This window comes from Streptomyces sp. NPDC056628 (assembly GCF_042792555.1).
Lineage (GTDB): Bacteria > Actinomycetota > Actinomycetes > Streptomycetales > Streptomycetaceae > Streptomyces.
In genome coordinates, this window is the sequence record NZ_JBHTWG010000017.1 from 55,037 (window position 1) to 68,669 (window position 13,633).

11 protein-coding genes are annotated in these 13,633 nt (G+C 70.8%); 10 read left to right on the forward strand and 1 reads right to left on the reverse strand.

Going from position 1 to position 13,633, the window contains the following annotated elements:
- Positions 1-91: 91 nt before the first annotated feature.
- From ACFRAC_RS21310 to ACFRAC_RS21320, 3 genes are all read left to right on the forward strand, one after another.
- Positions 92-301 (forward strand): DUF4244 domain-containing protein, encoded by a 210-nt coding sequence (locus ACFRAC_RS21310; RefSeq protein WP_382925804.1) that lies wholly within the window; start codon positions 92-94, stop codon positions 299-301.
- A 112-nt stretch (positions 302-413) separates the two neighbouring features.
- Positions 414-743, forward strand: coding sequence for a TadE family type IV pilus minor pilin (locus tag ACFRAC_RS21315; protein WP_382925807.1), 330 nt, complete (start codon positions 414-416; stop codon positions 741-743).
- Between the two features lie 95 nt (positions 744-838).
- On the forward strand, positions 839-1,216 hold the full coding sequence (locus tag ACFRAC_RS21320; RefSeq protein ID WP_382925979.1) for an Rv3654c family TadE-like protein: 378 nt from the start codon (positions 839-841) through the stop codon (positions 1,214-1,216).
- 43 nt (positions 1,217-1,259) lie between these two features.
- Here ACFRAC_RS21320 and ACFRAC_RS21325 read toward each other — a convergent pair whose 3' ends face one another.
- Positions 1,260-4,007 (reverse strand): DEAD/DEAH box helicase, encoded by a 2,748-nt coding sequence (locus tag ACFRAC_RS21325; RefSeq protein ID WP_382925809.1) that lies wholly within the window; start codon positions 4,005-4,007, stop codon positions 1,260-1,262.
- An 81-nt stretch (positions 4,008-4,088) separates the two neighbouring features.
- On the opposite strand from ACFRAC_RS21325, the gene bldG reads away from it, so the two are divergent.
- From bldG to topA, 7 genes are all read left to right on the forward strand, one after another.
- The gene (gene bldG, locus ACFRAC_RS21330) at positions 4,089-4,430 is read left to right on the forward strand and encodes an anti-sigma factor antagonist BldG (RefSeq protein ID WP_010986038.1); all 342 of its coding nucleotides are present in this window, start codon (positions 4,089-4,091) and stop codon (positions 4,428-4,430) included.
- A 125-nt stretch (positions 4,431-4,555) separates the two neighbouring features.
- Positions 4,556-4,987 (forward strand): ATP-binding protein, encoded by a 432-nt coding sequence (locus ACFRAC_RS21335; RefSeq protein ID WP_382925811.1) that lies wholly within the window; start codon positions 4,556-4,558, stop codon positions 4,985-4,987.
- 328 nt (positions 4,988-5,315) lie between these two features.
- Positions 5,316-7,721 carry a sodium-translocating pyrophosphatase gene (locus ACFRAC_RS21340; protein WP_382925814.1) on the forward strand — a complete coding sequence of 802 codons (2,406 nt, stop codon included), beginning with the start codon at positions 5,316-5,318 and terminating at the stop codon, positions 7,719-7,721.
- A 215-nt stretch (positions 7,722-7,936) separates the two neighbouring features.
- Positions 7,937-8,518 (forward strand): small secreted protein, encoded by a 582-nt coding sequence (locus tag ACFRAC_RS21345; protein WP_382925816.1) that lies wholly within the window; start codon positions 7,937-7,939, stop codon positions 8,516-8,518.
- Between the two features lie 35 nt (positions 8,519-8,553).
- Complete coding sequence (locus tag ACFRAC_RS21350) at positions 8,554-10,101, forward strand: methyltransferase (protein ID WP_382925818.1); 1,548 nt, start codon at positions 8,554-8,556, stop codon at positions 10,099-10,101.
- 206 nt (positions 10,102-10,307) lie between these two features.
- On the forward strand, positions 10,308-10,505 hold the full coding sequence (locus ACFRAC_RS21355; RefSeq protein WP_382925820.1) for a hypothetical protein: 198 nt from the start codon (positions 10,308-10,310) through the stop codon (positions 10,503-10,505).
- A 253-nt stretch (positions 10,506-10,758) separates the two neighbouring features.
- Complete coding sequence (topA, locus tag ACFRAC_RS21360) at positions 10,759-13,608, forward strand: type I DNA topoisomerase (protein WP_382925821.1); 2,850 nt, start codon at positions 10,759-10,761, stop codon at positions 13,606-13,608.
- The last annotated feature ends 25 nt before the right edge of the window (positions 13,609-13,633 follow it).

The following is a 13,633-nucleotide window of genomic DNA, read 5'->3' on the forward strand; positions in this document are numbered from 1 at the left end:
GATGCGGACGCGCGGCGCGCGGCGAGAGTGCGTCGAGCGCGGATGTGTGTGGGACCTGGATCGACAGAAGCGGACCTTACGGGGGTTACGGATGTTCAAGGCGGTATGGGCACGGATGGCGGCCCTGGTGGGCAGGGCGCGGGCGGCGCGGAGGGACGCGGGGATGGTCACTTCCGAGTACGCGATGGGCATCGTGGCGGCGGTGGCCTTCGCCGTGGTGCTCTACAAGGTCGTGACGAGCGGGGAGGTCAGTGCGGAGCTCCAGGGCATCGTGAAGCGGGCGCTCGATGGCGGGGCGTGAGGGGCATGCCGGATGCGGGCCGGGCAGTTGTCCGGCCCGCGAGGCCCCCGTAGGAGGCGGGGAGGGTCGGTCGAGGGGGCGGGTCGGCGCCCTGGGTTCGGACCGGGGGTTCGTGACGGCCGAGTCGGCTGTCGTACTGCCGGTGCTCGTGATGTTCGCCATGGCGCTGGTGTGGGGTCTGCTCGCGGTCGCGGCGCAGATCCAGTGCGTGGACGCGGCCCGCACCGGGGCCCGCGCGGCAGCCCGGCAGGAACTCGACGACGCCGTCATCGAGGTGGCCGGCGACGTGGCACCGAGCGGCGCGAAGGTCACGGTCGTCCGGGAAGGGGGCGTGGTCCGTGTGGTCGTCGTGGCCAGACCGCCCGTGCTGAGCGGGCTCCCCCTCGAGGTGCGGGAGGAGGCCGTGGCGGAGGCGGAGGAGATGGTGGGGGTGGCGTCGTGAGCGCGGGGGACGGGCGAGGGCGTAGGCGCGTCGCCGAGGCGTCCCGCACAGGTCCCGGCTCCGACCGGGGTTCGGCCACCGCCTGGAGCCTCAGCCTGATCGCCGTCCTGTGCGTGGTGTTCGGCGTGGTGCTGGCCCTCGGGCAGGCAGTGGTGATCAGGCACCGTGCGGCGGGCGGTGCGGATCTCGCCGCCCTCGCGGCGGCGGACCACTGGGCGGAGGGCACCGCCGCGGCCTGCGCCCGGGCGGAGCGGGTCGCCGAGGCGAGCGGGGCACGCCTGGTGCGGTGCGTGGTCGTGGGCGACGTGTCCGACGTGACGGCGGCGTCCGGGCGGGGGCCCTTCACCGCGGACGTCAGGGCCCGGGCGGGTCCCGGGAGACCGAGCGGGCCTGGAAGCGCGGGCTTACCTGAGGGATCGGGTGGGCCTGGCGTGCCAGAGGGAGGAGGTCCGTCGGGCGGCGTGGAGCCGTAGAAGCCTCCCGGGGGGAGGAGGCGCGGGCATTGACGCCCACCGCCTACGCCCGCGCCTCCTCCTCGTCCGGAGCCGGAGGGGTCCCCCCGTCCGGAGCCAGAGAGGTCCCCGCGGCCAGAGCCGAAGAGGTTTCCCCGTCCGGAGCCGAAGTGGTCCCCCCGTCCGGAGCCAGAGAGGTCCCCGCGGCCGGAGCCGAAGAGGTTTCCCCGTCCGGAGCCGGTGTGGTCTCTGCGGCCGGAGCCGAAGTGGTTCCCCCGTCCGGAGCCGTAGGGGCGCCCGAGGTCGAAGCCGCTCCCTCGCCGTCGGCCGCCTCGCCGGCAGCGCCCTCCGCCCCGGCCTCCCCCTCCGCCGCCCCCCGCAGCAGCACCGTCAGCAGCCGTACGGCCCCCCGCTTGTGCAGCGGGTCGTTGCCGTTGCCGCACTTGGGGGACTGGATGCAGGACGGGCAGCCGGCCTCGCACTCGCAGGAGGCGATGGCCTCGCGAGTGGCCGTCAGCCAGGCGCGGGCCGTGTGGAAGGCGCGCTCCGCGAAGCCCGCGCCGCCGGGGTGGCCGTCGTAGACGAAGACCGTCGGGAGCAGCGTGTCGGGGTGCAGCGGGATCGACACGCCGCCGATGTCCCAGCGGTCGCAGGTGGCGAAGAGGGGCAGCAGGCCGATCGAGGCGTGTTCGGCGGCGTGCAGGGCGCCGCCGAGGATCTCCGGGTTGATCCGGGCCTCGTCCAGTTGATCCTCGGTGACCGTCCACCACACCGCGCGGGTGCGCAGCGTCCGGGGAGGGAGGTCGAGTTTCGTCTCGCCCAGTACTTCGCCGGTGATCAGCCGGCGCCGCAGGAAGGAGACCACCTGGTTGGTGACCTCGACGGAGCCGTAGCAGAGGCGGCCGTCGCCCCACGGGATCTCGGTCTCGGTCTCGAGGACGGAGATCGCCGTCGTGTCCCGGGCGACCGTGGAGTACGACGGGGACGCCTGCTCGACCAGAGCGACCGAGTCCTCGAGGTCGAGGGAGCGGACGAGGTAGGTGCGGCCCTGGTGCAGATGGACCGCGCCCTCGTGCACGCTCGTGTGCGCGGCGCCCGCGTCGACAGTGCCGAGCAGTCGGCCCGTGCCGGCCTCGACGACCTGGACAGGCCGGCCGCCCCCGCCGCGGATGTCGGTGAGGTCGGCGGCCCGTTCCCGGCGGGTCCAGTGCCACGCCCTGGTGCGGCGGCGCAGCAGCTTCGCGGACTCCAGCTGGGGCAGCAGCCCCTCGGCCTCCGGGCCGAAGAGGGCCAGGTCCTCCTCGGTGAGGGGGATCTCGGCGGCTGCCGCGCACAGGTGGGGTGCGAGGACGTACGGGTTGTCAGGGTCGAGGACGGTCGACTCCACCGGGCGGTCGAAGAGGGCCTCCGGGTGGTGGACGAGGTAGGTGTCCAGCGGGTCGTCGCGGGCGACCAGGACGGCCAGCGCGCCCTGACCGGAGCGGCCGGCCCGCCCGGCCTGCTGCCACAGGGAGGCGCGGGTGCCCGGGTAGCCGGCGATCAGGACGGCGTCCAGGCCGGAGACGTCGATGCCGAGCTCCAGGGCGGTGGTGGCGGACAGGCCGAGGAGTTCCCCGGAGTGCAGGGCCTGCTCCAGGGCGCGGCGCTCCTCAGGGAGGTAGCCGCCCCGGTAGGCCGCGACACGCCCGGCGAGCGAACGATCCACCTCGGCGAGCCGTTCCTGCGCGATGACCGAGATGAGCTCGGCGCCGCGCCGTGAGCGGACGAAGGCGACCGAGCGGATGCCCTGCACCGCGAGGTCGGTCAGGAGGTCCGCCGTCTCGGCGGTGGCGGTACGCCGGACGGGTGCGCCCTTCTCGCCCCGGAGCTCGGTGAGCGGCGGCTCCCAGAGGGCGAAGACGAGTTCGCCGCGCGGGGAGGCGTCGTCGGCGATCTCCACCACCGGCAGCCCGGTCAGGCGCCGCGCGGCGACGGCGGGCTCGGCGGCGGTGGCGGAGGCCAGCAGGAAGACGGGGGAGGAGCCGTAGCGGGCGCACAGGCGGCGCAGGCGCCGCACCACCTGGGCGACGTGGGAGCCGAAGACACCGCGGTAGGTGTGGCACTCGTCGATGACGACGTACTTCAGCGCCTTCAGGAAGGAGGACCAGCGCGGGTGGGACGGGAGTATGCCCCGGTGGAGCATGTCGGGGTTGGTCAGGACGTAGTTCGCGTACTGGCGGATCCACTCGCGTTCCTCGAACGGCGTATCGCCGTCGTACACGGCCGGCCGTACCGAATTGCCCAGCGGATGTGAAAGTTCCTTCACGGAGCGGCACTGGTCCGCCGCGAGAGCCTTCGTCGGCGACAGGTACAGGGTGGTGGCGCCGCGTCCGTTGGGAGCCTCGGAGCCGTCCAGGAGGGTGGAGAGGACCGGGACGAGGTACGCGAGGGACTTGCCGGAGGCGGTGCCCGTGGCGACGACCACGGACTCGCCGTCGAGGGCGTGCTCGGCGGCGCGTGCCTGGTGGGCCCAGGGATGTTCGATCCCGGCGCTCTGCACGGCGGCGACGACCTCGGCGCGGATCCGGTCGGGCCAGACGGCATGGCGGCCCGCTCGCGGGGGCACATGCTCCGTATGAGTGATGCGCGAAGCCCGACTCGGCCCCGAGGCGAGTCGGCCCAGCACCGCGCCCGGGTCCACCCGGGAAGCGGGGCCCGTCGGGGATCGATCGGATCGGTGATTCTTGGCCATCGGCACCGAGTGTGTCACCGGCGTGACGGACAATGGGACCAAGGCGTCGTGCACGCCTGCCGGTAAGTGATTGAATGCCATCGCGGCTGGCGAACCGACCTTGGGTTGCAAGCCGAGGTGTCCCGAGGGGCGACCGCTCGATAGCAAGGTGCTGGAGGATCCGTGGACCTGTCCCTGTCGACCCGTACCGTCGGCGATCGTACGGTCGTCGAGGTCGGTGGCGAAATCGACGTATATACCGCGCCCAAGCTGCGCGAGCAGCTGGTCGAGCTGGTGAACGACGGGAATTTCCACCTCGTCGTCGACATGGAGGGCGTGGACTTCCTCGACTCCACCGGGCTCGGCGTGCTGGTCGGCGGCCTGAAGCGTGTGCGTGCCCATGAGGGCTCCCTGCGCCTGGTCTGCAACCAGGAGCGCATTCTCAAGATTTTCCGTATCACCGGCCTCACCAAGGTGTTCCCGATCCACACCTCGGTCGAGGAAGCGGTGGCGGCGACCGACTGAGTCACCGCACACCCGGGGGGCGCGGTGGCGCGTGCCCGGGGTGGGAGAAGTGGTAGGAGACGGGGGACTGGGCTTTCGGCGGCCCGGTCCCCCTGACAGCACGCCCGAAGTTCCGAGGGGGATGCATGGCCACCGTTGAACTCCGCTTCAGCGCGCTGCCCGAGCACGTCAGGACCGCCCGTCTGGTGGCGGCAGCGGTGGCGCGCAGGGCCGGAGTGGAGGAGGCCGTCCTGGACGAGGTCAGGCTCGCCGTGGGCGAGGCGTGCAGCCGTGCCGTCGGACTGCACCAGAGCGTCGGCATCACGGCGCCGGTGAAGGTGTCGCTGATCGAGGAGGAGAAACAGTTCTCCATCGAGGTCGGCGACGAGGCCCCGCACACCGTTCCCGGTGAGGGGGCCGGTGGTGCCGGCGGCGACGAGGTCGACGCCGAGGAGGACGAGATGGGTCTCGCGGTCATCAGCGGGCTCGTCGACGACGTCGAGGTCTCGGCGGGCGAGCACGGCGGACTCATCCGTATGACGTGGCCGACCGCGCCGCAGACCGTGGTGCTGCCCTGAAGCGTCTGAAGCATCCGCACACTTCTTCCGAAGGGGCCCTGCTCAGCAGGGCCCCTTCGTGTTTTATCGTATGGCGGCGGCGAATTCGTGAAGGAATTCACGATCGATAGTCCGATCATTGATCAAGGTAGCGATCATACGATCAAGGGTCAATCGGGGCGTCAATGGTTTTGGGGCATTAGCACTTTCGGGTTCTCTGGCCGGATGTCGATCATTTGCTGAACGGCATGTGAAGGCCGATTCCGTTTACCGCCATCTGTTTTGATCAGGTTCCGGTACCTAGAATCCGTCCACATCTTGAGCTCAGCCCCAGCGTCAAGGAGGACGAATGGCGGGGCTTTCTACCCCTCATCAGCTTGACCATCCCACTACCCTCGCGGCGGCCGTACTGACGGATGACAACCGGGTCATCATCTCGGTGATCGGCGTGGTCGCCCTGGCGGCGCTCGTCGTCGCCGGCGTCCTGGTGCGGCAGGTGCTCGCGGCGGGCGAGGGCACCGACAGCATGAAGGAAATCGCCGCCGCGGTCCAGGAAGGCGCCAACGCCTATCTGGCCCGGCAGCTGCGCACGCTCGGCGTATTCGCCGTCGTCGTGTTCTTCCTGCTCATGCTGCTGCCCGCGGACGACTGGAATCAGCGCATCGGCCGATCGGTCTTCTTCCTGATCGGCGCCGCGTTCTCGGCGGCCACCGGCTATATCGGCATGTGGCTCGCCGTGCGCAGCAATGTGCGCGTCGCCGCGGCGGCACGGGAAGCCACCCCCGCGGAAGGTGAGCCGGAAAAGGATCTCACCGCCGTCTCGCACAAAGCCATGAAGATCGCTTTTCGCACGGGCGGCGTCGTCGGCATGTTCACGGTGGGGCTCGGTCTGCTGGGCGCCTCCTGTGTGGTGCTCGTCTACGCGGCCGACGCGCCGAAGGTGCTCGAAGGATTCGGTCTCGGTGCCGCGCTGATCGCGATGTTCATGCGTGTCGGCGGCGGCATCTTCACGAAGGCCGCCGACGTCGGCGCCGACCTGGTCGGCAAGGTCGAACAGGGCATTCCGGAGGACGATCCCCGCAATGCCGCGACCATCGCCGACAACGTGGGCGACAACGTCGGCGACTGCGCCGGAATGGCGGCCGACCTCTTCGAGTCGTACGCGGTGACGCTGGTCGCCGCGCTCATCCTCGGGTCGGCCGCGTTCGGCGACCTGGGACTCGCGTTCCCGCTGATCGTGCCCGCGATCGGCGTGATCACCGCGATGATCGGCATCTTCGCGGTGGCCCCCCGCCGCTCCGACCGCAGCGGCATGACCGCGATCAACCGCGGGTTCTTCATCTCCGCGGTCATCTCGATCGTGCTGGTCGCGATCGCCGTGTTCGCCTACCTGCCGTCGTCCTACGCGGACCTCGACGGGGTCACCGACGGCGCCATCGCGGCCAAGAACGGCGACCCGCGGATCCTGGCGCTCGTCGCCGTCGGCATCGGCATCGTGCTCGCGGCCGTCATCCAGCAGTTGACCGGCTACTTCACCGAGACCAACCGGCGCCCCGTCCGGGACATCGGCAAGACCTCGCTGACCGGTCCGGCGACCGTCGTCCTCGCCGGTATCTCCGTCGGCCTGGAGTCCGCCGTCTACACCGCCCTGCTGATCGGCCTCGGTGTGTACGGGGCGTTCCTGCTCGGCGGCACGTCGATCATGCTGGCCCTGTTCGCGGTGGCGCTGGCCGGCACCGGCCTGCTCACCACGGTCGGTGTGATCGTCGCCATGGACACCTTCGGTCCGGTCTCCGACAACGCGCAGGGCATCGCCGAGATGTCCGGCGACGTCGAGGGCGCGGGCGCCCAGGTGCTCACCAACCTGGACGCGGTCGGCAACACCACCAAGGCCATCACCAAGGGCATCGCCATCGCCACCGCCGTCCTGGCGGCCGCGGCGCTCTTCGGGTCGTACCGCGACGCCATCACCACGGGTGCGGGGGACGTCGGCGAGAAGCTCAGCGGCGAGGGCGCGCCGATGAGCCTGATGATGGACATCTCGCAGCCCAACAACCTGGTCGGCCTCATCGCGGGCGCCGCGGTCGTCTTCCTCTTCTCCGGACTCGCCATCAACGCCGTGTCGCGGTCGGCGGGTTCCGTGGTCTACGAGGTGCGGCGGCAGTTCCGTGAGCGGCCCGGGATCATGGACTTCACGGAGAAGCCGGAGTACGGCAAGGTCGTGGACATCTGTACCCGGGACGCCCTGCGCGAGCTGGCCACGCCCGGTCTGCTCGCCGTGATGGCGCCGATCTTCATCGGGTTCACCCTCGGCGTCGGCGCCCTGGGTGCCTACCTCGCGGGCGCCATCGGCTGCGGCACGCTGATGGCGGTCTTCCTCGCCAACTCCGGAGGTGCCTGGGACAACGCCAAGAAGCTCGTCGAGGACGGCCACCACGGCGGCAAGGGCAGCGAGGCCCACGCCGCCACGGTGATCGGTGACACGGTCGGCGATCCCTTCAAGGACACCGCGGGACCGGCGATCAACCCGCTGCTGAAGGTGATGAACCTGGTCGCGCTGCTCATCGCGCCCGCGGTCATCCAGTTCAGCTATGGGGAGGACAAGAACGTCGCCGTGCGGGTCCTGATCGCCGTCGCCTCGCTGCTGGTGATCGTCGGCTCGGTCTACGTGTCGAAGCGCCGTGGCATCGCCATGGGTGACGACGGCAACGCCGAAAGGGCGTCCAAGCCGGCGGATTCCGCGGTGGTTTCGTAGGCGGTCTTACGGCAGCCCGGCTCCAGGGGCGGGCGGCCCGGCGCGCATCGACGTGCCGGCCGCCCGCTCCGCGCTTGTTCACACCCCACGCCGTGACCCTTGTCTCACATGGTGTAAACAGCGGTAAGGGGTAATAAAAGACGCAAATAGCATGCTGTCATCATCTGCCCGCCGTGTAGGGTCCCGTGGCCGAGAGCCACGAAGGGACCAGACCGGTGAACAAGAAGCTCGCGGCCGCGCTGTCCGGCGGTGCGGTACTGATACTGGCGCTGACGGGCTGCACGAGCGACGAGGGCAACAAGGAGCTCGACGCCTGGGCCAAGAAGGTCTGCGACCAGGTGCCGGCCCAGAACGCCAAGATCTCGGCCGCCTATGTCGCGATCACGAAGGCGGCCAAGGACACCTCCAGCACGCCCAAGGAACTGCAGACGGCCGACTCCAAGGCCTTCCAGGACCTCGCCGAGGGCTACAAGGCGCGCGCCACGCTCATCCGTGACGCCGGTACGCCTCCCGGCGTCGAGGGCGGCGCGAAGAACCAGCAGGACGTCGTCAAGAAGCTGACCGAACTCTCCACGGCCTACGGCGACCTGAAGAAGCAGGTCGACGGGCTGAACACCAAGGATCAGGGGGAGTTCGCGTCCGGCCTGAAGGACGTGTCGGCCGAGATGAAGCAGGTCGAGACCCAGCGCCAGAGCGCCATCGCCTCGCTGAAGAAGCTCGAGTCGGGTGATGTGAAGGAAGCCCTCACCTCGCAGGAGGGCTGCAAGCAGGCCGTCGAGTCCGGCTCCGCCGGCTGACCGCCCGATGAGGCGGCGCGGGTCACAATGAGGACGTGAGTGACTCCAGCCAGCCTGACCTGACCGTCCTGCCCGACCTCCCCGCGCTGCCCGGCTCCGGGCGGCCGGACGTCGCAGCCCGTCTGCGGGAGGCCCTGCTCGGGGCCTCCTTCACCGCCGACGGGTTGCTCGAGCTGCTCGGCGCGCCCGCGTACGCGGCGCTCGCCCGCAGCGAGACGGTGCCCGCGCTCCGGGCCACGCGCGGGGAGACACCGCTGGAGGCGCTCGTACGGCTGTTCCTGCTCCAGCAGCCGGTGCCGTACGCGCGCGTGGCGGACGTCCTGCCCGTCGACGTGTGCCTGGAGAGCGGCTGGCTGGCCCGGGCCGGCGCCGACGACGTCCGTGCCACGGTCGACGTCCGGCCGTACGGCGGTCCTCGGGGCGAGGACTGGTTCATCGTGTCCGACCTGGGGTGCGCGGTCGGCGGGGCCGGCGGCATCGGGAGCACGGCCGAGGAGGTCGTCCTCGGCGTCGGCGGCGCCTCCACGACGCTCGCCGGGATCACCGTGCGCACGCCGGTCGCCTCCGCGCTCGACCTCGGCACCGGCTCCGGGATCCAGGCCCTGCACGCCGCGCAGCACGCCACGCGCGTGACGGCGGCCGACCTCAACCCGCGCGCGCTGCACATCACCGCGCTCACCCTGGCGCTCTCCGGCGCCCCGGCGGCGGACCTGCGGGAAGGGTCGCTGTTCGAGCCGCTCGAGGACGGGGAGACGTACGACCTGATCGTGTCCAACCCGCCCTTCGTGATCTCGCCGGGCGCCCGGCTGACGTACCGCGACGGCGGGATGGGCGGCGACGACCTGTGCCGCTCGGTCGTCCAGGGGGCGGGCGACCGCCTGAACGAGGGCGGGTACGCCCAGTTCCTCGCCAACTGGCAGCACGTGGAGGGCGAGGACTGGCAGGACCGGGTCCGCGCGTGGGTGCCGCGCGGCTGCGACGCGTGGATCGTGCAGCGCGAGGTGCAGGACGTCACGCAGTACGCGGAGCTGTGGCTGCGGGACGCCGGTGACCACCGCGGGGACACGGCCGCGTACCAGGCGCGGTACGACGCGTGGCTGGACGAGTTCGAGGCCCGCAAGGTGAAGGCCGTCGGGTTCGGGTGGATCACCCTGCGCCGGACGTCGGCCGCCGTGCCGTCGATCACGGTCGAGGAGTGGCCGCACCCCGTCGAGCAGCCGCTCGGGGACACCGTACGCGCGCACTTCGAGCGTCTCGACTACCTGCGCGGCCGGGACGACGCCGCGCTGCTGGAGGACCGCTTCCGGCTGGCGTCCGAGGTCGTGCAGGAGCAGATCGGGCTGCCCGGCGCCGAGGACCCCGAGCACGTGGTGCTGCGGCAGCACCGGGGCATGCGGCGGGCCACCCAGGTCGACACGGTCGGCGCGGGCTTCGCCGGCGTGTGCGACGGCTCGCTGAGCGCGGGCCGGATCCTGGACGCCATCGCCCAGCTGATGAGCGAGGACCCGGTGGTGCTGCGCGACCGTACGCCCGCGCAGATCAGGCTGCTGGTCGAGCAGGGATTCCTCGAACCGGCCCGGTGACGGGAGGCCGGGCGCGGCCGGGAGGCGGGTGAAACAGGCCAACCTCCCGGAACCGGCCGGACACGCCGACGCGCGCCGTCCCGCCCTCGCCCCGCGCAGACCGCCGTTCATCCCGGGTTCGCCCGCCCTTCCCCCGCGCGTGACAGCCTCGCCGGGCCGAGGCACGCGTGTGGGGACGCGCGGGGGAAAGAGGGGCGAGCGGGATCATGGAAACCGGACCGGCGATCTTCGTGGGCGTCGTCTTCGCCCTGTTCGGCGGTAGCCTCTTGGTGTGGACGGGGGTCCGGGTACGGCAGCGCCGGCCCGTCGCGCAGGGTGTGAACCCCGTCGCATCGGCGGCGCTCGCGGGCCTGGTCTCGGCGCTCACGCTGATCGTGGGCGTCTGGGGCTTCTCCCGTCTCTGAGAACGGCTCGTGAGCTGCGCGGCCGATAATTGGGGGCCGATCTTCCGGAAAGGCTCGAAAAGGCCGCTGACCACTCCGGGCGGCAGGAATGGCGGAAGTCGGGTTACCGTTCGAGTGGCCGTTGCGGGCTTTTCCCGTTTGACAACAGGGCGGGATGTACCGTCACACTCCGCAGCGTCACCACCACCACCACCCGACCCCGGGCGCATCCGATCCTGGGGAGTCCCAGCGTCGACCGGAGAGAAGAGCGAAGTTGTCCCCGACCAGCGAGACCGCACAGGGCGGCCGCCGACTCGTCATCGTCGAGTCGCCTGCCAAGGCGAAGACGATCAAGGGCTATCTCGGCCCCGGCTACGTAGTCGAGGCGAGCGTCGGGCACATCCGCGACCTTCCCAACGGCGCCGCCGAGGTGCCGGAGAAGTACACGGGTGAGGTCCGCCGTCTCGGCGTGGACGTCGAACACGACTTTGAGCCGATCTATGTGGTCAACGCCGATAAGAAGGCTCAGGTCAAGAAGCTCAAGGACCTGCTGAAGGATTCCGACGAGCTCTTCCTCGCCACCGATGAGGACCGCGAGGGCGAGGCCATCGCCTGGCACCTCCAGGAGGTGCTGAAGCCGAAGGTCCCGGTCAAGCGGATGGTCTTCCACGAGATCACCAAGGCCGCGATCCAGGCCGCCGTCGCCAATCCGCGCGAGCTGAACCAGAAGCTCGTCGACGCCCAGGAGACCCGCCGCATCCTCGACCGCCTCTACGGCTACGAGGTCTCGCCGGTCCTGTGGAAGAAGGTCATGCCGCGTCTGTCGGCCGGCCGTGTCCAGTCCGTCGCCACGCGCCTCGTCGTGGAGCGGGAACGCGACCGCATCGCTTTTCGTTCTGCCGAGTACTGGGACCTGACGGGCACCTTCGCGACCGGCCGCGCGGGGGACCCCTCGGACCCGTCGACGCTGGTCGCCCGCCTCCAGACCGTCGACGGCAGGCGGGTCGCGCAGGGCCGCGACTTCGACTCCCTGGGACAGCTCAAGAGCGCGAACACCCTCCCCCTCGACGAGGCCAACGCCCGCGCGCTGGCCGCCGCCCTGGAGCAGACGCAGTTCGCCGTCCGCTCCGTCGAGTCCAAGCCGTACCGCCGCTCGCCGTACGCCCCGTTCCGTACGACGACGCTGCAGCAGGAGGCGAGCCGCAAGCTCGGCTTCGGCGCGAAGGCCACCATGCAGGTCGCGCAGAAGCTGTACGAGAACGGCTACATCACGTACATGCGTACGGACTCGACGACGCTGAGCGACACCGCGATCGCGGCCGCCCGCGCCCAGGTCACGCAGCTGTACGGCGCCGACTACCTGCCCCCGCAGCCCCGCACCTACGCGGGCAAGGTCAAGAACGCGCAGGAGGCGCACGAGGCGATCCGTCCCTCCGGCGACCGCTTCCGCACGCCTGCCGAGACCGGCCTGACCGGCGACCAGTTCAAGCTCTACGAGCTGATCTGGAAGCGGACCGTCGCCTCCCAGATGAAGGACGCGACCGGCAACAGCGTGACCGTCAAGATCGGCGGCACCGCCGCCGACGGCCGGGACGTCGAGTTCAGCGCGTCCGGCAAGACGATCACCTTCCACGGCTTCCTCAAGGCGTACGTCGAGGGCGCCGACGACCCGAACGCCGAGCTCGACGACCGCGAGCGCCGGCTGCCGCAGGTCGGCGAGGGCGACCGGCTCACCGCCGAGGAGATCACGGTCGACGGGCACGCCACCAAGCCCCCGGCCCGCTACACCGAGGCGTCCCTGGTCAAGGAGCTCGAGGAGCGCGAGATCGGCCGCCCGTCGACGTACGCGTCGATCATCGGCACGATCCTCGACCGCGGCTACGTGTTCAAGAAGGGCACGGCACTCGTCCCGTCCTTCCTGTCCTTCGCCGTGGTCAACCTCCTGGAGAAGCACTTCGGGCGGCTCGTCGACTACGACTTCACCGCCAGGATGGAGGACGACCTCGACCGCATCGCCCGCGGCGAGGCCCAGTCCGTGCCGTGGCTGAAGCGCTTCTACTTCGGCGAGGGCGACGGCCCGGGCATCGGCGGCGCGGCCGAGGCCGGCAACGGCGACGGGGACCACCTCGGCGGCCTCAAGGAACTGGTGACCGACCTGGGCGCGATCGACGCGCGCGAGGTCTCCTCGTTCCCCGTCGGCAACGGCATCGTGCTGCGCGTCGGCCGCTACGGCCCCTACATCGAGCGCGGCGAGAAGGACACCGAGCAGCACCAGCGCGCCGACATCCCGGACGACCTCGCGCCCGACGAGCTGTCCGTCGAGCTGGCCGAGGAACTGCTGGCCAAGCCCAGCGGCGACTTCGAGCTGGGCACCGACCCGGCCACCGGCCACACCATCGTCGCCAAGGACGGCCGCTACGGTCCGTACGTCACCGAGGTGCTCCCCGAGGGCACCCCGAAGACCGGCAAGAACGCGGTCAAGCCGCGCACCGCCTCCCTCTTCAAGTCGATGTCGCTCGACACGGTGACACTGGACGACGCCCTCAAACTGATGTCGCTGCCGCGTGTCGTCGGCAAGGACGCCGACGGCCAGGAGATCACCGCGCAGAACGGCCGCTACGGCCCGTATCTGAAGAAGGGCACGGACTCGCGGTCGCTGCAGTCCGAGGAGCAGCTCTTCACGATCACGCTGGAGGAGGCGCTGGCGATCTACGCCCAGCCCAAGCAGCGCGGTCGCGCGGCCGCCAAGCCGCCGCTGAAGGAGCTCGGCACCGACCCGGTGAGCGAGAAGCCCGTCGTCGTCAAGGACGGCCGCTTCGGCCCGTATGTGACGGACGGCGAGACGAACGCGACCCTGCGCTCCGGCGACAGCGTGGAGACGATCACCCCGGAGCGCGGCTTCGAGCTGCTCGCAGAGAAGCGGGCGAAGAGCCCCGCGAAGAAGACGGCGAAGAAGACGACCGCCAAGAAGGCCGCCCCGGCCAAGAAGACGGTCGCCAAGAAGACCGCGGCGAAGAAGACGACCACGGCCAAGAAGACGACGGCGAAGAAGACCGCAGCGAAGGCCACCGCCACGAACGGCGCGGGCGCCTCCGACACGCCGGCCTCGTCGAGCGACGACTGAGCCGGGAGCGCGGGCCGGATCAATG